This is a genomic window from Rothia nasimurium (assembly GCF_928381415.1).
Lineage (GTDB): Bacteria > Actinomycetota > Actinomycetes > Actinomycetales > Micrococcaceae > Rothia > Rothia nasimurium_H.
In genome coordinates this window covers 22,610-45,132 of record NZ_CAKMSF010000006.1, presented here as the reverse complement: position 1 = coordinate 45,132, position 22,523 = coordinate 22,610, and the positions used below count along the sequence as shown (strand labels likewise).

The 22,523-nt window shown below is 58.6% G+C and carries 17 protein-coding genes and 1 tRNA gene; 8 read left to right on the top strand and 10 right to left on the bottom strand.

Annotated elements, in window-relative coordinates:
* Positions 1-47: 47 nt before the first annotated feature.
* Positions 48-989 (bottom strand): sugar-binding transcriptional regulator, encoded by a 942-nt coding sequence (locus L7A20_RS07875; protein ID WP_237223109.1) that lies wholly within the window; start codon positions 987-989, stop codon positions 48-50.
* Between the two features lie 112 nt (positions 990-1,101).
* On the opposite strand from L7A20_RS07875, the gene L7A20_RS07870 reads away from it, so the two are divergent.
* The 5 genes from L7A20_RS07870 to L7A20_RS07850 all read left to right on the top strand — a co-directional run bounded on the left by L7A20_RS07870 (position 1,102) and on the right by L7A20_RS07850 (position 6,695).
* Positions 1,102-2,865, top strand: a complete 1,764-nt coding sequence (locus tag L7A20_RS07870) for a glycerol-3-phosphate dehydrogenase/oxidase (RefSeq protein ID WP_237223014.1) — start codon at positions 1,102-1,104, stop codon at positions 2,863-2,865.
* A 75-nt stretch (positions 2,866-2,940) separates the two neighbouring features.
* Positions 2,941-3,738, top strand: coding sequence for an MIP/aquaporin family protein (locus L7A20_RS07865; RefSeq protein ID WP_237223013.1), 798 nt, complete (start codon positions 2,941-2,943; stop codon positions 3,736-3,738).
* An 85-nt stretch (positions 3,739-3,823) separates the two neighbouring features.
* Positions 3,824-5,377, top strand: coding sequence for a glycerol kinase GlpK (glpK, locus tag L7A20_RS07860; protein ID WP_237223012.1), 1,554 nt, complete (start codon positions 3,824-3,826; stop codon positions 5,375-5,377).
* 122 nt (positions 5,378-5,499) lie between these two features.
* A complete protein-coding gene (locus L7A20_RS07855) occupies positions 5,500-6,009 on the top strand; it encodes a methylated-DNA--[protein]-cysteine S-methyltransferase (protein ID WP_237211958.1) in 510 nt (169 codons plus the stop codon).
* Positions 6,009-6,695, top strand: a complete 687-nt coding sequence (locus L7A20_RS07850) for a DNA-3-methyladenine glycosylase I (protein WP_237223011.1) — start codon at positions 6,009-6,011, stop codon at positions 6,693-6,695. Before L7A20_RS07855 ends, L7A20_RS07850 begins: the two co-directional genes overlap by 1 nt.
* A gap of 49 nt (positions 6,696-6,744) precedes the next feature.
* On the opposite strand, the gene L7A20_RS07845 is transcribed toward L7A20_RS07850, so the two are convergent.
* The 3 genes from L7A20_RS07845 to L7A20_RS07835 form a co-directional block, all read right to left on the bottom strand.
* On the bottom strand, positions 6,745-7,680 hold the full coding sequence (locus L7A20_RS07845) for a BsuBI/PstI family type II restriction endonuclease (protein ID WP_237223010.1): 936 nt from the start codon (positions 7,678-7,680) through the stop codon (positions 6,745-6,747).
* Complete coding sequence (locus L7A20_RS07840; RefSeq protein WP_237223009.1) at positions 7,667-9,142, bottom strand: Eco57I restriction-modification methylase domain-containing protein; 1,476 nt, start codon at positions 9,140-9,142, stop codon at positions 7,667-7,669. The genes L7A20_RS07845 and L7A20_RS07840 overlap by 14 nt, the downstream gene beginning before the upstream one ends.
* Positions 9,143-9,337: 195 nt before the next feature.
* Positions 9,338-11,407 (bottom strand): leucine-rich repeat domain-containing protein, encoded by a 2,070-nt coding sequence (locus L7A20_RS07835; RefSeq protein WP_237223008.1) that lies wholly within the window; start codon positions 11,405-11,407, stop codon positions 9,338-9,340.
* Between the two features lie 233 nt (positions 11,408-11,640).
* Here L7A20_RS07835 and L7A20_RS07830 point away from each other — a divergent pair, with 233 nt between their 5' ends.
* Both L7A20_RS07830 and L7A20_RS07825 read left to right on the top strand, forming a co-directional pair.
* Entirely contained in the window at positions 11,641-11,868 is a 228-nt protein-coding gene (locus L7A20_RS07830; protein ID WP_237223007.1) for a VOC family protein, read from the top strand.
* Positions 11,869-11,875: 7 nt separating this feature from the next.
* Positions 11,876-13,090, top strand: a complete 1,215-nt coding sequence (locus tag L7A20_RS07825; protein WP_237223006.1) for an Mbeg1-like protein — start codon at positions 11,876-11,878, stop codon at positions 13,088-13,090.
* Here L7A20_RS07825 and L7A20_RS07820 read toward each other — a convergent pair.
* Complete coding sequence (locus L7A20_RS07820; protein WP_237223005.1) at positions 13,087-14,376, bottom strand: cytochrome P450; 1,290 nt, start codon at positions 14,374-14,376, stop codon at positions 13,087-13,089. The two genes, L7A20_RS07825 and L7A20_RS07820, sit on opposite strands and share 4 nt — an antisense overlap.
* Positions 14,377-14,542: 166 nt before the next feature.
* Positions 14,543-16,198, bottom strand: a complete 1,656-nt coding sequence (locus L7A20_RS07815) for an L-lactate permease (protein ID WP_237204981.1) — start codon at positions 16,196-16,198, stop codon at positions 14,543-14,545.
* 509 nt (positions 16,199-16,707) lie between these two features.
* On the opposite strand from L7A20_RS07815, the gene L7A20_RS07810 reads away from it, so the two are divergent.
* Positions 16,708-19,164 carry an ExeM/NucH family extracellular endonuclease gene (locus tag L7A20_RS07810; RefSeq protein ID WP_237223004.1) on the top strand — a complete coding sequence of 819 codons (2,457 nt, stop codon included), beginning with the start codon at positions 16,708-16,710 and terminating at the stop codon, positions 19,162-19,164.
* A gap of 81 nt (positions 19,165-19,245) precedes the next feature.
* Here the strand turns inward: L7A20_RS07810 and L7A20_RS07805 are convergent, their stop codons facing one another.
* From L7A20_RS07805 to cmk, 4 genes are all read right to left on the bottom strand, one after another.
* Positions 19,246-19,707 carry a hypothetical protein gene (locus tag L7A20_RS07805; protein ID WP_237223003.1) on the bottom strand — a complete coding sequence of 154 codons (462 nt, stop codon included), beginning with the start codon at positions 19,705-19,707 and terminating at the stop codon, positions 19,246-19,248.
* Positions 19,708-19,967: 260 nt separating this feature from the next.
* A tRNA-Pro gene (locus L7A20_RS07800) sits at positions 19,968-20,041 on the bottom strand.
* A gap of 137 nt (positions 20,042-20,178) precedes the next feature.
* Positions 20,179-21,756 (bottom strand): ribosome biogenesis GTPase Der, encoded by a 1,578-nt coding sequence (gene der, locus L7A20_RS07795; protein WP_237223002.1) that lies wholly within the window; start codon positions 21,754-21,756, stop codon positions 20,179-20,181.
* Between the two features lie 95 nt (positions 21,757-21,851).
* Positions 21,852-22,523: a (d)CMP kinase gene (cmk, locus tag L7A20_RS07790; RefSeq protein ID WP_237223001.1), complete on the bottom strand. Its 672-nt coding sequence runs from the start codon at positions 22,521-22,523 to the stop codon at positions 21,852-21,854.

Genomic DNA, 22,523 nt, shown 5'->3' with positions numbered 1-22,523 from the left:
CTGAGGCCAGTGTTGGTAGCTGGCACCGCCGCCAGAAGAAAAGCCCCCTAGAGAAGCCTTTCTGCCAGGTCTGCCTCTACCACCAGGTCGGTGATCGCGCCGGTGGCTAGGGCGGCCCGCAGGGCAACTGCGCGGTGGCGGCCAGCAGCCGCGCACACCCGTCGTCCGATCTTCACCAGCTCAGCCGGGGTGGGACCGGTGGCCCGCTGGTTGACCGCCAAATCAGCCCAGGTACCGTCCTCCCGGATCATGACGGTGCACAAGTCCCCCACAATCCCCTCAGTCTGCAGCTGCCGCATCTGCTCACCATCAAAATAGCCACCGCTATAGACGTGCGACTTCACCTCGCCGCCAAAAGCACCCACGCCAAACAGGGCAATATCAGCCTGCCGCTGCACCGCCAGCACACCACGAATCGACCGCTCCCGCCACATAGCGGCCTTCGTATCAGCAAAATCAAAGAAGGCAGGCACCGGGAAGTGCACCATCTGCGCCCCGTAGGCGGATGACACCTGCCCCAGAATCGCACCCGAATAGGGAATACCCGTCTGCACGGCATTGCCCGCCCCGTTGAGCTGTACCACCGTCACCCCGGTCAGGGGTCGTTTGGGCAGGAACTGGGCTACCTCGGTCACCGTGGAACCCCAGGCAACGCCCAGGGTGGTGCCTGGCACCATGAGAGAGTCCACCAGGTTAGCCGTGGCGATAGCCACCCGGCGCATGCGGGCCTGCTCGGTCGCGTGTTCAGGGGCCCGAACCACAGTAGCCCGCACCCGATAAAGATCGGCAAGCCGCTTTTCCAGGGGATCAGATCTATAGGCCTTCTCGTTGATCTGGATGGTCACAACCCCGGTTTCACGTGCCGTTTTAAGCAAGCGCGATACCGTGGGCCGCGACACCCCCAGCCGGCTAGCAATGGCCGCCATGGTCTGGTGTTCCCGGTAGTAAAGATGGGCTGCCTCCACCACCTGATTCTGACTTTTGTTCATCATCTCTCAATACTAGATGAAATTTTGTTCATACAGCTGGCCTAATCTGCACCGGGTAGTTGAAATAGTTACCAAGACATTAACCAGGCAACCCGTCGCAAGGAAGATCCCCATGACTGCCACCTTCACCACCCAATCCCACCTCACCGCAGAAACCCGCACCCAGGCCCTAGCCGCCATGACCGATGAAGCGGGCGTAGACGTCCTCGTCATCGGCGGCGGCGTGACCGGCGCAGGCATCGCCCTGGACGCCGCAACCCGCGGCCTACGCACCGCCATTGTTGAGGCAGGCGACTGGGCAGCTGGCACCAGCGCCTGGTCCTCCAAGCTCGTGCACGGTGGCCTGCGCTACCTCTACAACCTGGACTTCAAGCTGGTAGCCGAAGCCCTCAAGGAACGTGGCCTGCTGCTCGAACGCACAGCTCCCCACCTGGTCAAGGCCCAGCCCTTCCTCTGGCCCCTCAAGATGCCCGTGATTGAGCGCGCCTACTCCGCTGTGGGTATCGGCATGTACGACACCATGGCCTTCGCCGGTGCCGGCGGCCACCGCACCGTGCCCGCCCAGCGCCACTTCACCAAGGAAGGCACCAAGAAGGTCTTCCCCGGTATCAAAGATTCAGCCTTCACCGGCGCCATTCAGTTCTACGATGCCCGCGTGGACGATGCCCGCCTGGTCATTGACCTCGTCCGCACCGCCGCAGGCTACGGCGCTCTGGCAGCTTCCCGCACCCAGGTCACCGCTATTAACAAGGACGCCGCCGGGCGAGTCACCGGCGCCCAGATTGTTGACCTTGAAACCGGCGACGAGAAGACCGTCAAGGCCGCCCACATTATCAACGCAACCGGCGTGTGGACCGAAGAATCAGAGTCCATGGCAACCAAGGACCAGGGCCTGAAGGTGCTGGCTTCTAAGGGCGTGCACATCACCGTTCCCCGCGACCGTATCAAGGCAACCAGCGGTATCTTCACTAAGACTGAAAAGTCCGTGCTCTTCATCATCCCCTGGCAGCGCTACTGGATTATCGGCACTACCGATACCCCCTACACCGAAGACCGCGAGCGCCCCGTCGCCACCAAGGCTGACATTCGCTACGTGCTCGACCAGGCTAACAAGCTGATTGCCGATGAGCTGACCGAGGCCGATATTATTAGCTCTTACGCTGGTCTGCGCCCCCTGCTGCAGCCGGTGGCTAAGAAGGGTGAGAATGCCGCATCGACCAAGGTGTCGCGTGAGCACACCGTCATGGAAATCGCCCCGGGTATGAGCGCTATTGCCGGTGGTAAGCTGACCACCTACCGCGTGATGGCTGAGGACGCCGTGGACTTTGCCCTGGGCGACCGCGCTAAGACCCTGCCCTCTGTCACCGAGAACATTAAGCTGGTCGGTGCTGAAGGTTATGAAGCTTTGGCTGCCCGCGCCGATGCGCTGGCCGCTGAGAACGGCTGGGATGCTGCCCGCGTGGAGCACCTGCTGGAGCGCTACGGCGCTGAGCTGGCCGATGTGATCTCCCTGATCAATGAGGACCCCGCCCTGGGTACTCCCCTGGCCCAGGCACCCCAGTTCCTGCGGGCCGATGTGGCCATGGCCGTGCGTGCCGAAGGTGCTCTGCACCTTGAGGACGTGCTGGTGCGCCGCGTCCGCCTGGATCTTGAGGCTACCGACCGCGGACTGTCCGCCGCCGACGAGATCCTTGAGATTATGGCCGCTGAACTTGGCTGGGACGAGGCCACCGTGGCCCGCGAAAAGGCAATTTACGCCGAGCGGGTTGAGGCTATCGCCGCAGCTGAAACTCATACCGAGGACGCGGACGCCGCGGCTGAGGTTCTCGGGGCAACCCACGTGGCTCCCCGACGTCCTGTCACTACTCTCCACTAAAACATCATTAATCACTAACAACTGCCGGGTGCCCGTTTCGGGCACCCGGCCTGCACAGAAAATACGAGGTCAACGATGAGCTCACTACTGGCAGCTGGTGCTGAAGCTAGCGTCCAGGCAAGCGCCCTTATCTCAGCAGACGGCAATGCGACCCTGCTTGGCGCTTTTGTTTCTGAAGTTATCGGTACCGGCATTCTGATTCTGCTGGGTGCTGGCGTGTGTGCCGCAGTTACCCTGCCCAAGTCAGCCGCTAAGAATACCGACTGGCTGACCATCGCCTTTGGTTGGGGTTTTGCGGTTTTCGCGGCCGTTTATATGTCTGCCCCTTCAGGTGCTCACCTCAACCCCGCTGTTACCCTGGGTCTTTTGATTTCCGGTGGTGACTTTGCCCCCGGTATCACCCCCACCGTGGGTCACTTCTTCGTCTACGTCGCAGCCCAGATGATTGGTGCCTTCCTGGGTGCCTGGGGTGCCTACCTTGTGTACAAGAAGCACTTTGACGAGGCTGAGCCCGGAACCACCAAGGGTATCTTCTCCACCGGCCCCGCCATTCGCTCCTACGGCTGGAACACCCTGACCGAAGCCTTCGGTACCTTCGTCCTGGTGGGCTTCGTACTGGCCTCCGGTAGCACCCCCTCGGGTCTTGGCCCTCTAGCTGTCGCCTTCATCGTTGTAGCAATCGGCCTCTCCCTGGGTACCCCCACCGGCTACGCCATCAACCCCGCCCGCGACCTGGCTCCCCGTATCGCCCACGCCCTCATGCCCATCAAGGGTAAGGGTTCCTCCGACTGGGCTTACGCCTGGGTTCCCGTTGTCGGCCCCCTCATCGGTGCAGCAGCAGCTGCCATCCTCGTCCCCGCTCTGCTGGTCTAAGCCGAGCACCGGCGTCCGCGCCCTAAACTAAAGACAAAACCCCTTACCGCGCCAAAGACGGCGCGCACACGAAAAGAGAAAAACCATGTCACAGCTCCCCGAGCGTAAGAAGTACGTCCTCTCCATCGACCAGGGCACTACCAGCTCCCGCGCCATTCTCTTCACCAAGTCCGGTGAAATCAAGAGCGTCGGCCAGCACGAACACGAGCAGATCTTCCCCAAGGCCGGCTGGGTTGAGCACGACCCCATGGAAATCTGGGAAAACGTGCGTCAGTCCGTGGGTGAAGCCCTCACCAAGGCAGAGGTCAACCACCACGAAATCGCAGCCGTCGGCATCACCAACCAGCGTGAAACCGCCGTGGTCTGGGATAAGAACACCGGTAAGCCCGTCTACAACGCCATCGTCTGGCAGGATACCCGCACCCAGAAAATCTGCGACGAGCTGGCTGGTGAGGACGGCCCCGGTAAGTACCACGACATCGTCGGCCTCAACCTGGCCACCTACTTCTCAGGCCCGAAGGTCAAGTGGATCCTCGACAACGTCGAAGGTGCCCGCGAGAAGGCAGAAGCAGGCGACCTGCTCTTCGGTAACACCGACACCTGGGTCCTCTGGAACCTGACCGGCGGTGTAGAGGGCGGTGTGCACGTCACCGACGTCACCAACGCTTCCCGTACCCTGCTGATGAACATCAAGACCCTGGAATGGGACGAATCCATCGCAGCAGACATGGGTATTCCCATGAGCATGCTGCCCGAGATCAAGTCCTCCTCCGAAGTCTACGGTCACGGCCGTTCCAAGGGCCTGCTCAACGGCACCCCCATCTCAGGTATTCTGGGCGACCAGCAGGCAGCCACCTTCGGCCAGGCCTGCTTCGAAAAGGGCATGGCCAAGAACACCTACGGCACCGGTAACTTCATGCTCATGAACACCGGCAACGAGCCCGTCATCTCAGAAAACGGCCTGCTCACCACCGTGGCCTACAAGCTGGGCGACGCCGACCCCGTCTACGCCCTCGAAGGCTCCGTTGCGGTCTCCGGCTCCCTGATCCAGTGGCTACGCGACAACCTCAAGATGATCGACAACGCCGCCGAGTCAGAAGAACTGGCCACCAGCGTTGAGAACTCCGGTGGCGCCTACGTCGTCCCCGCCTTCTCCGGCCTCTTCGCTCCCCACTGGAAGTCAGATGCCCGCGGCGTCATCGTTGGCCTGACCCGCTACGTCAACCGCGCCCACATCGTCCGCGCAGCTCTTGAGGCAACCGCCTTCCAGACCCGCGAAGTTTTGGACGCCATGAACGCCGACGCCGAAGCAGCAGGCACCAAGGTCTCCCTGGAAGAACTGCGCGTCGACGGCGGTATGACCGCCAACGAGTTCCTCATGCAGTTCCAGGCCGACCTGCTGGGTGTGCCCGTCATCCGCCCCAAGGTCATTGAAACCACCGCCCTGGGTGCCGCCTACGCCGCCGGTATCGCCGTCGGCTTCTGGGAGGGCGAGCAGGACGTCATCGACAACTGGTCCGAAGACAAGCGCTGGGAGCCCCAGATGGACAAGGACGAGGTCGAACGCCAGTACCGTCTGTGGAAGAAGGCTGTCTCTAAGACCCTGGACTGGGTCGATGAGGACGTCGAACAGGACTAAGCACCCGGCTCAACGAGACTCTAGCGTTAGGCTGGTTGTCTTGCGCTGAAACAATAGCCCTGCATCGTCACCTACCGGTGAGGTGCAGGGCTATTTGTATACCGCCGAACTAGACTACTTACATGACCTACCACGCCCATACCCTTACCCCGCTGGGTGAAATGATCTTGGCCTCCGACGGGCAGGCCCTCACCGGTGCCTGGTTTACCGGCCAAGCCCACTTCCCCAAGCAGGAGGACCTGGGGCATCGCATTGAGGTGAGCGACTGTGAGGTGCTGACCGATGCCCAGGCCCAGCTGCTGGAATACTTTGCCGGGAAACGGACCGTTTTTGAGCTGCCGATCGCTCCTGACGGCACCGATTTTCAGCTGGCGGTGTGGGCGGCCCTGCGCGAGATTCCCTACGGCTACACCACCACCTACGGGGCTATTTCCAAGATTGTGGGACCGGGTGCCCCGGCTCAGGCGGTTGGCCAGGCCGTGGGCCGCAATAAGGTCACCATTTTTATCCCCTGCCACCGGGTGGTAGCCTCAGACGGCAAGCTCACCGGCTACGCGGGCGGGCTGGAACGTAAAGAGTTTCTGCTGGCCCTCGAAGAGCCCAGCGCCGAGATTGAAGGGCGGCTCTTCTAATGACCGATACCCGGGTAGGTACCGACGGGCTAGTGCGCCCGGTCTGGGCCGCAGACGATGGTGATATGCAGGCCTACTACGACACCGAGTGGGGTGTGCCCGTCACCGACGAGCAGGGAGTCTTTGAGCGCCTCTGCCTCGAAGGTTTTCAGGCCGGGCTCTCCTGGCGCACTATCTTGACCAAGCGCGAGGCCTTCCGCGAGCTCTTTGAGGGCTTTGAGGTTGAGAAGGTTGCGGCTTTCACCGAGGACGACGTGGAGCGGCTAGCTGCGGACGCCCGCATTATTCGCCACCGCGGCAAGATTCGCGCAGCTATCGGCAACGCCCAGGCTACACTTGCTCTACGATCGGCTGTTCAGGTAGTAGCTCCCGGCAGAACCACTATCGACCTAGGTGCGCGGACGCTGGCAGCAGGCCAGCAGGTTGAGGCAGGTTTGCCAGCCCTCATCTGGTCTTTCCAGCCCGAGCGTACCCCTACCCCGGCCGTCCTCTTCGATATACCCACGCAGGATGGGAACTCCCTACTACTCTCTAAAACCTTGAAGAAGCTGGGCTTTAAGTTCATCGGGCCAACCAGTGCCTACGCCATGATGGAGGCTATCGGGGTGCTCGATACGCACCTGGTGACCTCCCACCGCCGCGGTGTCTCAGGGCTATGGGATGAGGACGGCACCCGACGAAGCTAGAGCCCCGCAGCTGGGGCGGGGCTCTCAATGTCCAAGCATTTCTAGACTATTAGCTGTAGGGGCCCATGAAACGTGAACCGTTGAGATGCATCATGTGGGTCGGTTCTTCAGCAATCCAGGCTTCAGTTTCCCACGCCAAATCAGCGATAAACTTGCGAAGCGTTGAACGGTTCGGAAAACAAGAAACGTAGACTAGCCCCGCAGAAGTCTGTGAAAATAGAGATTCAAGTTCTGAATAACGCCAATGGTCGATAGGGCCGTGCGTCGAACACGCTTCTATCAGAAATAACCAATGTTTATCAGGCTGGTACACGATAAGGTCTGGCATTTTTCCATGGTCAGGCAATTCAACGCCTAGCTGACTGAGGCGCTGTTTATCATAGATACCTTCTTTGCTATCGGCATCCCCGATGTATAGTACCTGAGCATCAGGAATAAACTGCGGGCAAAAATCAGTGATGATTTTTTCAATAAGCTGGTTCTGCCCACCTCGTTTCAGAGAAACTTGTTCGCCCTGGGGCAGAGTTACATTGAATCTAGATAGTTCTCTAGCTTTAGCATATTTATCGGTAAGAACAATTTTAGATTTTAGATATTTTTCTATTATTTTCTCACTACCATCACGCTGATAAGAGCGTATAACGGCGAGCGCTTCATCAGAGAGTCGATAGACATTTTTCGACGAATTTGTTGGCCTTCCGGGGTCATCATCGTTATGTAAACAGAAGCCAGCTTCAACAAACTGTTTCAATACGAATCGTCTGATGGTTTCTCGAGTATTTTCAGCAACCTGAAAATCCAACTCGTTCCGCATCCAGTCCATGATGGAGCGGACGCCCATACGTGGGTTACTTGCCGCATCCCACTCCTGGTCTGGGGTGAGCTGGGCTAAAGCTAGGAGGGTTCTTGCGGCCATAATATTTGTGCGCTGACGGTCAAACCCTAATTTTTTGAGGAGTTCCTGTGCGTCGTTAAGCTGCGGCATGAGCCTCTTCCTTATCACCAAGAACTTCTTGCACAGCTGCGTCAGGTTCCATACCGGTGCGTGCTAAGTCTAGGAGCTGCTGTACAGAGGGGTAGGGCATCATGCGTAAATCTGTGGCATTTACCTGAGTATGGCCCGAAAAAATACGGAAATATCTATCAACATAGCTTGAATTCAGCCAGAGCGTTAGCCCTAAAGCCAGGTCGGGAGGAAGCCCCTCCCCCTGGCGGTGAAAGTAGTTTGTCTTATTGTCAAAGGCCACAAGACCCGGTGATTCCCATACAGCTGCTGTAACTCTACGTTTTTCTTCTTTAGCACTAAATCGCTTTACTAATACGAAGGAGCCGGGCGCAACGGTGTTCTTGTCATCCGATGTGACACGGTAATACTGAGGTTTCTTCAAATCTATTTTGGGGTGCTCAAGGTTCCCAGCTGTAAAGTGTGCTGGATATACCATGGGAACGGTTTGGCCAGTTGGTTGAAACTGAAGTTTGTCTTTATTCCTAAAGTCAACCACTTTCCCAGTTGATACCTGCAATCCAAGATTGCTGAGCTTATTGGAAGCCCGTGCCATCCAAGCAATAATCTCTTCATCTTCTTGATGGGCAGGAACGAAGATTACGCCCTGAGATTCGACGGCTTCTCTAGCAACGGTTCGGGTCTTGGTTTCCTGCCCTTGCGCTACTGAGCTACTAATCAGCACGTGTTTGGTTGGCAGGTTATTCTCGAACTTAGTGATGACCGATTCTTGCAGTACTCCGGTGTCTTTAAATACTTCTTTCCGGGACTTAAAGGTATGGATATGGGTAAGTGAACAGGTACGATGCAGAAGCTCTCTGTACTGTTGAAAATAGGGACCGTTCATCCATGAGCGGGGAGTAATTGCAATAAGCTGCCCATTAGGTGAAAGCATCTGTGCACCGAGGGCAACAAATGCAGCATACAAGTTAGGAACATTTACATCATGCACTCTCAGATGCTTTGCTTCAGCGCTTGACGCAGCTATCTTCGCATAAGGGGGATTCATGATGACCACGTCAAAGTCCTGCTCCTGTGGATCTCCCGAACTCATAAGGTCCTGGTACGCCCAATACACAAAATCTTGCTGATGGACAGTGTAGGTGAAATCTCCCAGGTGAGCCTCAGCATCAGTGAGAGCGGCTTCAAGAGTTGCTAACAGAGAAGGGTCTTTTTCGATAGCTACAACGTGGATAGGCATCTGGGGTAAAGCTTCTCGAATACGTTGACCTGCTGCAATGGCCAATACGCCAATACCTGCACCGGGATCAAGAATTCTGATTTCTTTTTTCTCTGCTAATGGTGAGACGTCTACCAGGTCTGCCATAATTTCCGCTACCGCAATGGGCGTGAAGAACTGCTCAAATTCACTCAGATTTTCTAGACCTATGCGCTGAAGCGTTGAGGTGCGTACATTTTCTGTACGTTGAAGCAGTGTATTCATGTATCAGGCCCTCTAGTTGGTGCAGTAGGTCAAGCTGAGATAGTTCTGGTGACCGTTCTTAAAGTTTACTGAACTGCTTCTTTATCTGTATAGGAGCTGCCGAGAGCTAACCTGCGTAGGCTTCACCCCATATCCAGCTAGAACCTATGAGCCCCGCACATAGGCTACGGGGCCCATAGTTTATCAAGCTGAATTTTATGAGGAGCGACGAGAACGTACGACGGTGGTTCCGCCTCCAATCACCAGTAGCAGGGCACACAGGCCTACAGCTACCAGGCCCGGGGCGACGCCGGTTGAGGCAAGCTGACCTGTTGAAGGCTTTGATTGTTCTTGGAGCGCCTGTGTCTTTGCACTGCTTGTAGCTTGTTCTGCAGAACCTACAATCTGAGGTGCGGCAGTGGTATTCGCCGTAGCCCCTGTGCCCCCGGAGGAGGGTCGAGGCAGGGCAGCCTGCTGTTCAGACCTAGAGCTAGCCGAAGTGCTAGGGGCAGGTGCCGGAGCAGCAAGAGTAGCTGAGGCTGATGGCTCAGGGTCGCGCGCCACCTCAGGGCTGGGCTCCTGGGTTGCTTCGGGTGCAGGGGTTTCGGTCGTTTCGGGAGCTGGCTCTGGTGTTGTTACGGGGTCAGGAACCGGTTGAGCAATGGGTGTTTCGTCAATCTCGTCGCTGGGATTTGGAGACTCTTCGGGTAGAGGCTCTTCAGCGTCTAGGGCGTCCTCGGCTGCGTCCTGGGCAAGAAGGTCTTCTAGCTTTTCGGGGTTAGTCTCATTGATTTCGCCCCAGGCGGGGTCTGCCACATCGGTTCGACTAATTCCGCTCAGGCAGCTCCAGTCATCAAAGAGGTTGTACTGGAGCCGCAGGCTGGTCAGGCTGGTATTTTCTTCCCAGACTTTCATAGGGCAAGGGTCGCCAATGAAGTTGTTGCGAAGATCAACGCTTTCAATGGTTTCTAGGGTAGTGAGGGGGTCGACCGACGTAATTCGGTTATGGCGCAGGGACAGCGTGCGCAGATAGGGAGTAGTTGAGAAAGAGGTTCCGCTCATATCGCTCACGCGGTTGTTATCTGCCCGCACAGTGTAGATATGGTAGGGCAGGCCTTTCAGACTGGTGAGACGGTTATTATTCACCGAGAGAGTCTGCAAATCAGTTAGCTCTGTGAGAGAGTCAATAGTCCTGATTTTGTTGTTGTCAGCGGTGATGCTTTGTAAAGAAGTCACCTTGGCTAAAGGGGCCAAAGACCTTACCTGATTATGCGAAATATCGATGCTGTGCAGCTTGGTAAGACCGGATAGAGGGGAAAGGTCTTCTACCGCGTGGTAGGGAATGCGCAACCAGCTGAGGTTACGGGCATGCTCAAGGCCGGTCAAATCTTTGATTTTCTGGTCTTCAGGTACGTTGTAGCCAATGCAGGGTACCGTCTGGAGCTGCTGCAGTACCTTGTTGACGATAGCCGTTTCTTCGGGGATACCCAGGGTTGAGAAGATGCAGCTTCGCAGGGTGGGGTCAGGAACATTAACTTCGAAGGTTTCTTCATCAGGATCAATCAGGGGCGGGCGGTAGAAGGGGTCCTCGTAGCGGTCGGGAAACAGCTTCCAGAAGATAGGGAGAGGACGCTCAGGCGCCTGGGGGTCGCCGGTATAGATTTCAAAGGTGGCGACAAAAGGCGCACCTTTATCGCCGGAGTAGAAGCCGACGATGCGTTCTGAGAGCTGGGTAATCACCGGGGTATGTGAGTAGACCAGCAGAGTATTGCCGCGAATTTCCCAGGCTAAATCGGGGAGGTCTGCGATGGCTTCTTGGGTTGCGTTTGCGGGGCCTGTGCCTGCCATGGTGTTAGCGGTTGAGGCATCGACAAGAAGTTGTTTTGTGGCGAAATCAATAGTCAGGTTTTTGAAATGTACATCGAGGTAGCCGTCGTATTTGCTCCAGTGCACGTGGCCGGTGAAATGGAGTTTGCCGGGGTTCTCGGGGTCAAAGGTTTGGCCGGGTTTTGCTTGCCATTCGATGTCTTTAGTACCGGCTACTAGACCTGCGCCGTCGAGAAAGTTTTCTGAGCTAGCCCCCAGATAGCTCCGCCAGCTATTGACGTAGTTCCAGTTGGCGCTACCTGCTACCAGGCGGTTTTCTTCCGAGGCTGGCAGGCTATCAGCGCTAGCAAAGGTGGCGGGTAGGTCAGTAGCAGTGGGTGTGGCACTGGCGGTGGGAGCTGCGGCTCCGCCCATAATGAGCGCCGTAGTGAGAGCGGTTGTAGCAAGTAGTGGCTTCACGTCAGTCGTCCTTGATGAGGTGGTGTGTAGGGAGAGCACCAGCAGCCCATTACGTTTTACTTAGGGCTACCTTATAAATAAGTTTGGGTGCCTAAATATAATAATGAGGTAGGCCAAAACAAGACAAGGCCACCAGGGCAATTAAGTTATATTTTTATAACCTATTTATGATGAGTCACTGGCGCTTCATCTCCGCAGGCATCTATTCACTCCCCTGTGCGAAGATAGGAGCTATGACTTCCACTTTCCCTCCCGCCTCAGCTCCCACCGCCTGCGTCTGGATTAACGGTGATGCCGCCGAGGCTGCCACCTACTATGCACAAGCCCTGCCGCTGACTGCGTCCGCCCCGGCTCCCGGTATGGGCACCCTCAGCATCGACGGAACCGGCCTACTCCTGTTGGGAGCGGACGCCTGCGCCAAGCTGCTGAGCATGGGCAAGATAGATTTGAACCAACTGTAGAGAGCCTATGAACCTGCTCGCTTACGCTCAGAAGCACCTGCACGATACTCCGCAGGAGCGTCCGCTCACCCATGTTGACCTCTGTCTGCTCAATGAGCTGGCCTACCTTCCCCTTGATGTGATTGCAGAGCACCATGCCGGGTTTGCCTACGGGATAGGTGCGGCGCAGATTTACCAGGAGTTCTACAGCGACAGCGAGCTGCGTGCCAACTGGTTCTTGGCTACCGCCCAGCGGCTGCAGCTGCTTAAGCTGGTGGCAGCGTCCGCCCGCTTTGCCGGGCTCAAGTTCTACCGTTATGAGGCGCGGCAGGACGACGCGGAGCAGGTTCAGTTTGCGGCTCTCACCCTGGTGCTCCCCGGGGTGCTCAAACAGGTTATTTTTCGCGGCACCGACGATACGCTGACCGGCTGGAAAGAGGATTTTCATCTGGCTGCCCGGCAGCAGATTCCGGCTCAGGCGCTGGCGGTTGATTACCTCTCACGCGCGCTGGCCCGGGCGCCGAAGACTCCCCTGTATGTCACCGGCCATTCTAAGGGCGGGCATCTGGCGGTACACGCAGCCAGTATGCAGAGCGAGCAGGCCCAGAGTCATATTGACGAGCTGATTACCTTTGACTCCCCGGGCTTTGTTCCCGACTTTCTCAATCACCCCGGCTACCGGCGTACCCTGGGTAAAACGGTGGAGTATATTCCGGTCGACAGCATCGTGGGCCGCCTGATGTTCAAGCAGGGCAGCCCGCAGGCGGTGGCCAGTAGCTTCTTCGGCCTGGTTCAGCATTCCATTTTTAACTGGCATGCTGATGCTCGGGGGCACTTCATGCTGGCTGAGCACCCCACGCCCGCCAGCGACCGGGTTGAGACGGTCACCCGGGCCTGGCTAGAGCGCCACTCCCCCGAAGAGGTGCAGCAGGTGGTGGATATTTGTTTTGGCCTAGCCATGGATGAGGGCTACACCAGCCTGCTAGCTATTAGCCAGAACATTGTGCCCTTCATCCAGCTCGTGCGCACCAAAGCGCAGGGGCTTGACCCCGAAACCTACCAGCTAGTGCAGGGAGCCCTCGACGATTTCTTGGTCTTGTGGCGCCAGACCCGCAGTGAGCAGCGGAAGGCGAGCGGGGGCGTCCTTAAAATAGCTAGGCCCCGGCTTCTTCCCACCGTGCGGGTGGGGAACCGGGACCTGGCTGATTTATTCTCTACTGAGCGGGGCGGACGCCTGCCCTAGCTGACGGTGACGCGCACGCCGGTCTTGGGGCGGGTCAGCAGCTGGGTCATGCTGAAGGTGGTGTCCTCGGTATCTTCAGAGATGGTGACATTATCTGCTGAGAGCGCTGCGATGGTAGAAGACAGCGCAGCCACCGCGATTTTCTCGCCGGGGCAACGGTGACCGGTCAGCACATCGCCGCCACCCTGGGGGATGAAGCCCTTGATAGCTTCGTAGTCGGGCTGGTCGAGGAAGCGCTGGGGGTCGAAGCTGGTGGCGTTCTTCCAGAGCTGGGGTGAGGTGTTGGTGCCCAGAATGTCCAGCAGCACGCGCTGGCCCTTCTGAATCGGGCAGCCCGAAAGTTCTGTATCTTCTTTGACCATGGCGGGGAGCATGGGAACGAAGGGGTACTTGCGGCGGGTTTCCTGGGCGAATGCAACGGCTTCAGGGATGTTGACCAGGCGGCCATCGGCGTCCTCCACTGCCTTCTTGACCTTAGCAGCCCACTCGGGGTTCTCGACCATAGCGACGGCTGCGAAAGCGGCGAAGCGGGAGACAGCCACGGTGGGGCGGGTAAGGTTCTGCAGCTCGATACCGGCCAGCTTGGCAGTGACCAGCTCGCCCTTTTCGTCGCGCAGGTCAGCCATGTGACGTACTACCGAGTCGGGTTCGACGGTCAGTTCGCCGGAGCGGACCTTTTCGATGAGCTCTTCGGCCCAGGCGTCCAGCTTCTTGCGGTCAATCCAGGAGAGTACGTTCTGCTTGAGCTCACCGAAGGTGTCGAGCAGATGGCTCATCTGGGTAGCACGCTTGTTGAGCTCGCGGTCGGACGCGGGCACCCCGGCCCAGCGGAAGGCGGCGCGGCCGTAGGCTACAGCGACATCGTCGTAGATGTTACCGGGGTTGGTCTTCCACCGTTCAATAAGGGCCTTCATCTCTTCTTCAACGAAGCCCTTGAAAGCCTCAACGCGCTCGTCGGCGTAAGCCATTTCAGCCATCTTGGCCTTACGAACCTTGTGGGCTTCACCGTCGAGGGTGTGAACGGCACCTTCGCCAAAGAGGGGCCCCTGGATTGCTGCGGGCATGGCGCCTCCGCGGCTAATCTTGGACTCGTCGTAGAAGAAATCCACGGCTTCTTCGCCACGAATCAGGGTTGCGGTGCCACCCAGAGCGGAGAAGGTGACGGGGCAGTGCGACTCTGCGGAGACCCCGGCCTTGCGGCGCTGGTGCGACATAAAGAGGTAGCCCTGCTTGATGAAGCTGGGCAGCTGGTCATTCAATAGGTTTTTTACGGGTGTGATGCTCATACCAACAGTTTACTTTCTTTCAGCGGGTATTTAGACCAGCTAGTCAGGCGAGTTGGCCTTCACTTTGCTGGAGCAAGAAAAGGACGCCCGCCCCAGCTCCCCTGCCCGGTGGCAGGGTGGTGGGGCGGGCGTCCTGATATATCAGCGCCGGGTGCTGTCGTCAGCCTTAGGCGGGCATGATCAGCGAGAGTACGAAGACCCAGACACAGAGGATAACCAGCAGAGCCAGCGAGTACTTGATGGCTGCGTTGGTGATCTTTGATTCCTGGCCAGACATGTTCACCGATGCCGCCGCAATCGCGATGGACTGGGGTGAAACGACCTTAGCCATCACACCGCCGGCAGTGTTAGCTGCAACCAGCAGGCCGGAGTTGGCGCCAATCTGGCTTGCGGTGGTGGCCTGCAGGCCGGCGAAGAGGGTGTTGTTGTTGACCACGGAGCCGGTGACGAACACGCCAATCCAGCCGATGATGGGCGAGAAGAGCGGGAAGATGGAACCGACAGCTGCCAGGGCCAGAGCCAGGGCTGAGGACATACCGCCGAAGTTCATCACGTTAGCAACAGCCATGACCAGGCAGATGAGCAGAATGGGCTGCCAGAGCTGCTTCCAGGCGCCGCCGAGTTCTTCAAAGGCGGCCTTCCAGCTGATGTTAGAGATGGCGATAGTGATGAGGGCGGCGAAGAGGATAGCGGTACCTGATGCGCCGAAGAGGGTCCAGTTCCAGACTGCCTTCATGGCGGTTTCTTCTGCCACGATGGGGGCGACCTGGGAAATCTGGCCGTGCAGGGCGGGCATCTGGACGGGGATGGTGGTCCAGTTAAGAGCACCCGCTGCGCTGGTTTCGGTCTCAGCCTTAACCAGGGCCTTAATGAGGGGGGTCGACCAGAGCAGAATCATGATGGACAGAATGATGAAGGGGCTCCATGCCTTGACGACGCCGGAGAAGGTGAAGGCGCTGGGGCTCTTCTTAAGTTCTTCGAGGGAGGGAGCGCCGGGTTCGCGGTAGATGTGGGCGGGCTGCCACTTCATCATGGTGACGGCCAGCAGAATCAGGCCAAGCAGGAAGGGGATGATGTCTACGAGTTCGGGGCCGATAGCCAGCAGGACGCCTGCCTGGGCAGCGGAGACAACCACGCCTAGGCCCAGGGCAACCAGACCGGTCTCTTTGAGGCCGCGGATGCCGTCCAGCATCATGACCAGCAGAACGGGGATGAAGATGGTGATGATCTGCAGGACCCAGACCATCATGGAGTTCAGTTCAGCCTGGGGCACGCCTGAGACGGTGGAGCCGGTGAGGACGGGGATGCCGATAGCGCCGTAGGCACCGGAGGCGACGTTGGAGACCAGAGCCAGGAGACATGCCTTGACGGGTTCAAAACCGAGGGTTACCAGCAGGGCTGCACAGATAGCAATCGGGATACCGAAACCCGCAGCACCTTCGAGGAAGCCGCCGAAGCAGAAGGCAATCAGAAGAACCTGGATGCGCTGGTCAGCAGAAATCGCTGAGACCGAACCGCGGATCACTTCGAAGTTACCGGCGCGGACGGTGATGCGGTAGAGCCAGACGGCCATGAGCACAATCCAGCCGATGGGCCACATGCCAGAGAGGAAGCCGTAGCCGATGGCTGAGAGGGAGGAGGCAAAGGGCATGCCGAAGACGAGGACGGCCAGTGCCACGGCCGAAGCCAGGGAGACGAGGGCTGCGTGCAGGCCCTTCATTTTCAGGACGGTGAGCCCTAGGAGGAAGACGAGGATCGGCACTGCCGCCACGAGGGCTGAGAGCGCCTGGTTGTTCAGTGGGTCATAGACCTGCTGCCACATGAGTATGGGTTCCTTCGCTGCGGAGGTACGTTCCGCGATTGGTTTTGTGTGCTGTTTGCACTTTTCCACCTCCTAAATTACCACCAATTCACACACAAAACTTACAAAAACCAACCCCGCGCGAGGGTATCTGTAAAGGTCAAAAAAGACCTAAGTGAGCCTGTCTAAGATGCATACCTGCATCGGAGGGTTCATTTTCACATCAGGCCTAGTCAAAAGCAACTCACCCTTCCACTCAACATGTGTTACCCCACTTAAAAACACCCCCACCCTAACACCGTGGACTTGCTTACACCGGCAACAGTTTCCACCCCAATAACCACACCGCTTAAGCAAAACCCACAGACCCACACATACCCACCGACAAAGTGGCAAAAATTAACCGTCCCGCTACTTAATTTTTGAATCGCGGCTTTAAATTTTGTACAGGCAAGACCCTAGAATGGTGTGAGGTGGCTCCATGAGTCACATCACCACACATCTACTGTTAACATTCCCCAAGGATTCTCATGCCTGATTTCCGACGCCTATCACACCACCGTACGGCGCTTGCTCTTCTTGCCTCCACCGCCACACTGACTCCCCTACTCACGGCCCTTCCGGCCCAAGCTGCCGAGCTCACCTCGATTGCTACTATCCAGGGCACCGGAGCTACCAGCCCGCTCGCCGGTCAAAGCGTCACTACCCGCGGTGTCGTCACAGCCGTCTATGCCGAGGGCGGCCTACGCGGCTACTTTATTCAGACCGAGGGAACAGGTGCAGAGAACCGCACTCCGGGTGCTTCTGACGGCATCTTCGTTTACTCACCCTCCACCGTAGCGCAGGTTTCTCAGGGCGACCTCGTTGAAGTAACCGGCGCAGTTTCTGAATATAATGGGCAAACCCAGATTACGGTTTCCCGCGCGGCTGACCTCACCGTCCTTGCTGTCCCCTTTGCCCCTGTCGCCCCGGTGACCGGCCAGCTACCTGAGGGTGAAGAGGCCCGTGAAGCCCTCGAAGGCATGCTCCTACAGCCCACCGGCGATATCACCGTCACCGATAACTACAACACCAACCGCTACGGTGAAGTTGGCCTTGTCAACGGCACCCAGGCCCTGCGCACCGCAACCGACGTCGTAGCCCCCGGTGCCGCAGCCCTCGCCTACGAAGCAGATAATGCGGCTAAGGTTCTTCTGCTCGATGACGGTGCAACCGTGGATTACAGCCGAGCAGGCACCGGCACCCCGCTGCCCTATGTCTCCACCAGCAACCCGCTGCGCGTCGGAGCTGCCGTCAGCTTCAACAATCCGGTTGTTCTGGGCTACTCTTTCAACGCCTGGCGTCTGCAGCCCACCGCTCCGGTCAACGGCGCAACTGACCCCGCTGCGTTGCCGGCGTCCTGGTCCAACACCCGCACAGCGGCCCCTGAGGTAGCAAGCGAGCACAGCATCTCTAGCTTCAACGTCCTCAACTACTTCACCACCGTGGGCGACACCGTCGCAGGCTGCAAGTTCTACACCGACCGCGAGAAAAACCCCATCACCGTCAGCGGCAGCTGCTCGGTACGAGGGGCAGCTACCCTAGCTAGCTTCGAACGCCAGCAGTCCAAAATCGTGCAGGCTATCAACAAGATTGATACTTCTGTGCTCTCCCTAGAAGAAATTGAGAACACTCTAGCCACCGGCCACGATAACCGCGATATCGCCCTGAACAAACTGGTTGAAGAGCTCAATAAGGACGCTGGCTACGAGAAGTGGGCGGCTGTTGCTTCCCCCACCACTCTGCCTGCCAGCGAGGACGTCATCCGCACCGCCTTCATCTACCAGCCTGCTGAGGTAACCCCCGTCGGTGAGTCCGCAATTCTTGACGATGCGGCTTTCTCCAACGCCCGTCAGCCCCTAGCCCAAGCTTTTGTACCCGCAGGTTCAGCAGCAACCAGCGGTGACGATGTCTTTGTAGCTGTTGTTAACCACTTCAAGTCCAAGGGCTCCGGTAGCGGCGCCGATGCTGACCAGAATGACGGCCAGGGTAGCTCCAACGCTTCTCGCGTCGCCCAGGCCCAGGCTCTGGTGAACTTCGCTGCGGCCCAGGGTGAACGGCACGGCACCCAGAACATCATGCTGCTGGGTGACTTCAACTCCTACACCCAGGAGGACCCCATGCAGGTACTCTACTCTGCCGGTTACACCAACCTGGGTGAGAAGTACGACGCTGGCCATACCTACCTGTACGGCGGTCGCGTTGGCTCGCTCGATCATATTCTGGCTTCCCCTGCCCTGGCTGAGAAGGTAGAGAGTGCCCAGGTCTGGAACATCAACTCTGTTGAGTCCGTGGCGCTCGAATACAGCCGCTACAACAGCAACATCACCGATTTCTACGAGGCTAACGAGTTCCGTTCATCAGACCACGACCCCCTGCTGGTCGGTATGAACCTGACTCCCGAGCCGATTTCTTTTGTTGATGTTACCGAAGCCGATATTTTCTACCGTGAAATTATGTGGCTGGCTCAGCAGCGCATCACGACCGGCTGGGCAGACGGTACCTTCCGCCCCTACGACCATGTTGACCGCGGAGCTACAGCCGCTTTCTTCTACCGTCTAGCGGGCTCCCCCTCCTTTGAGGCCCCCGAGACCCCCTCTTTCAAGGACGTAGACCAGACCCACCCCTTCTACAAGGAAATTGAGTGGCTCAAGGCTGAGGGTATTACCACTGGCTGGGGCGACGGCACCTTCCGCCCCTTCGAACCCATTAAGCGCGATGCCATGGCGGCCTTCTTCTACCGCTACGCGGGTAAGCCCTACTATGTAGCACCTAAGGGGTCACAGTTTGTGGATGTTCCCGAGAGCACCATTTTCTACCGTGAAATTATGTGGCTGCGTTCTCGCGGTATCACCACGGGGTGGGGCGACGGCACCTTCCGCCCCTACGAGCCTATTAAGCGCGATGCCATGGCCGCGTTTATCTACCGCTACGCTCACAACAAGTAGCAGTTGCCTTACACCTGCCTGTGAGTGCTACTAGATAGCAGTACGACCGCCTGCTCCGGCTACTTCGGGGCAGGCGGTTCTTTATAGTTTGATGCGGTAGCGCTGTGTGCTCGGCTTCTCTGCCAAATCGGTGAGGGTTCTCTCCAGGCTGGTGATGCGGATGCCCGGGGCGAGCACGGTGGTATCGGTAGGCAGGTGCAGCTCCCCGTGGTGCACGGTGTAGTCTTTGGCGCGGGTACGGTGGTAGCAGTAGACATGTACCGTCTCGGGCAGGCTTTCTAGGGGCAACCCGTGGAGCAGGGCGGCTGTCTGGTGGGAGAAAATAATTCCGGGGTAGGACGCCGCCAGCGCCAGTACCCGGGCAAGATAAACGTCTTCCGGCGTGAGGCTTTCCCAGTCGGTGCGGTGCAGGTAGAAACCGCGTACTACCCGCCGGTAGAGCCCCCGTGCTATTGCGGCCTCAAGCCGGTAACGGTTAGGGTAGCGGGCGGTGAGCTGCTGACAGGTGAGTAGTTTCTGGTTGAGTTCTTCTAGCTGAGTCATGCCACTAGGCTAGAAAAACCAGGGCTGGCCAGTACAGGCAGGGGCAGCCTGTGGATAACCTCGCAACCACACCCACCCCGTATTTTCCGGGCAAACCCGGGGCGCGGGCGTCCGCACCTCCCCGAAAACGGTGGAGTCGTGACGCGACCATGACGCCCTATAAACGATATCCACAGGGTAGCTTCACCAGCTACCCCCGCTTTTAGGCAACAAAAAGCTCCGACCACTAGGTTTTACCCTAGTGGCCGGAGCTTTATCTGTCGGGTTGACAGGATTTGAACCTGCGACCCCTTGACCCCCAGTCAAGTGCGCTACCAAGCTGCGCCACAACCCGATTGTCTCTCGTGAACTTTGCTGTTCCCGTGAGCACTCGTATAACTATACACACCTCTTTGAGAGAGTGCAAAATCGAAAACCGGGTTTTTGGGGCTTTTTTAGAGCGTTTTAGGTCACACTTCAAATAGGCCGGTGTTAGCGGCGTCCGCCCTTACCCGACTTACCGCTCTGGCGCTCCCCCAGGCTGCGGCGCTCACGCACGCGCATGGTGATGTCAATGGGGGTGCCGGTGAAGTCGAAGGTTTCACGCAGACGGCGGGCGATGAAGCGGCGGTAGCCGGGGTCCAGGAAGCCGGTGGTGAAGAGAACGAACTTAGGCGGACGGGAGGATACCTGGGTGCCGAAGAGGATACGGGGCTGCTTACCGCCACGCAGGGGATGGGGGTGGGCTGCCACGATTTCACCCAGGAAGGCGTTGAGACGGCCGGTGGGAATACGGGAATCCCAGGATTCCAGGGAGTGTTCCAGCGCGGGAACCAGCTTGTCCTTGTGCCAGCCGGTCTTTGCTGAGATGTTCACGCGCGGTGCCCACTTCACGTGGGCCAGGTCGCGCTCGATTTCGCGTTCGAGCATTTCGCGGCGGTCTTCATCCAGGGTGTCCCACTTGTTGAAAGCCAGCACCATGGCGCGTCCGGAGTCAACCGCCATCTGGACGATACGGACGTCCTGCTCGCTCAGGGGCTCTGAAACATCCAGCAGAACGACAGCAACCTCGGCGCGTTCAATCGCGGTCTGGGTGCGTAGGGAGGCGTAGAAGTCAGCGCCCTTGGCCATGTGCTGCCGGCGGCGGATACCTGCGGTATCAACAAAGCGCCAGGGACGGCCGCCCAGTTCGACGATTTCGTCCACGGGGTCGCGGGTGGTGCCAGCCAGGTCGTTGACCACGGCTCGTTCTTCGCCTGCCAGCTTGTTGAGCAGGGAGGACTTGCCCACGTTGGGGCGGCCGATCAGGGCGATACGGCGGGGGCCACCAAGGGCCTCGGGCTCGGCGTACTGAGAGTGCTCAGGCAGTACTTCCATCATGGCGTCGAGCATATCGGCCAGGCCGCGGCCGTGGACACCTGAGACGGGGTGGGGCTGCCCCATGCCGAGTGACCAGAGCGCGTGAATTTCAGCTTCCTGGTGTTCGGTATCAACCTTGTTGGCAACCAGCAGGATGGGCTTGTCGACGCGGCGCAACATACGCACGATAGCTTCGTCGGTGGCTGAAATACCGACCATGGCGTCGACAACCAGCAGCACAACGTCCGCATGGGCGACGGCGATTTCTGCCTGGGCAGCTACCTGGGCGTCGATTCCCTTGGCGTCGGCTTCCCAACCGCCGGTGTCGACCAGGGTGAAGTCCTTGCCGTTGTGTTCAGCCTTGTAGGAGACACGGTCACGGGTGACACCGGGCTTATCTTCAACCACGGCTTCACGGCGGCCGAGGATTCGGTTGATAATGGTGGACTTGCCGACGTTGGGGCGGCCGACGATCGCGACGACGGGGTCAGCTTCCAGGTTGTCGTCCTCATCGATGTCGAAGCCCCAGGAGCCCAGTAGGGCGCGGTCTTCTTCGTCCAGGTCATAGTCTTCGAGGCCGGCCAGTAGGGCTTCTGCGCGCTGGTTGGCTGTTTCATCGTCGATTTCGGCGAGGCGGTCCGATACGTCATCGTCGCCGCCGCCGAGGAACTTGACCTCGTAGTCGTCGTGGGGGGTGAGTTCGTCGCTCATGGGCGATACCTCCTGTGGTGGGTTCCGGCGGGTGCCGGGGCGTTGGTAGATAAGTTTAGTTGAGAGCGGGCGGACGCGGGTGCGCGGCTGTCCGTTTAGCGGTTGAGCTGACTTTCAACGGCTTCGATGACCGCTGCGATGGTCTCTTCAAAGTTGAGGTCTGAGGAATCGACCAGGGCTACGCCCTCGGCTGCTTCGGTGAAGCTGGTGACTTTGGAGTCCTTGGCGTCGCGGGCTGAGACCTGGGAGGCAAGCTGCTCGGAATTCTGGGTGCCGCCCAGCTGCAGGCCGCGGCGGGCCAGGCGGACTTCTTCGCTGGCGGTGAGCAGGACGCGGGCGTCGGCATCTGGGGCAACGACGGTGGTGATGTCGCGGCCTTCTGCCACCATGCCGGTCTTGGATCGAGCGATGAAGTCCCGTTGCAGGTCAATGAGGATCTGACGGACGTCCAGGTTGGAAGCAACTGCCGAGACTGCCTCAGAAATACGGGGCTCGCGGATAGCATCGCGCACGTCCACTCCCCCGACCTCGATGACCTCTTCATCGGGGCTGGTGCCCTGCACGTAGGGGAAGCTGCGGGCGGCGGCAACCAGGGCTGCGGCGTCCTCGGTATCAACCCGGGTATCGAGGCAGTACCAGGTCAGGGCGCGGTACATGGCACCGGTATCCAGGTATTCGAGCCCGTAGTGGCGGGCTACAGCTTTAGATACCGAGGACTTGCCAGAACCTGAAGGGCCGTCAATGGCGATCACGAGCTTGTCAGACAT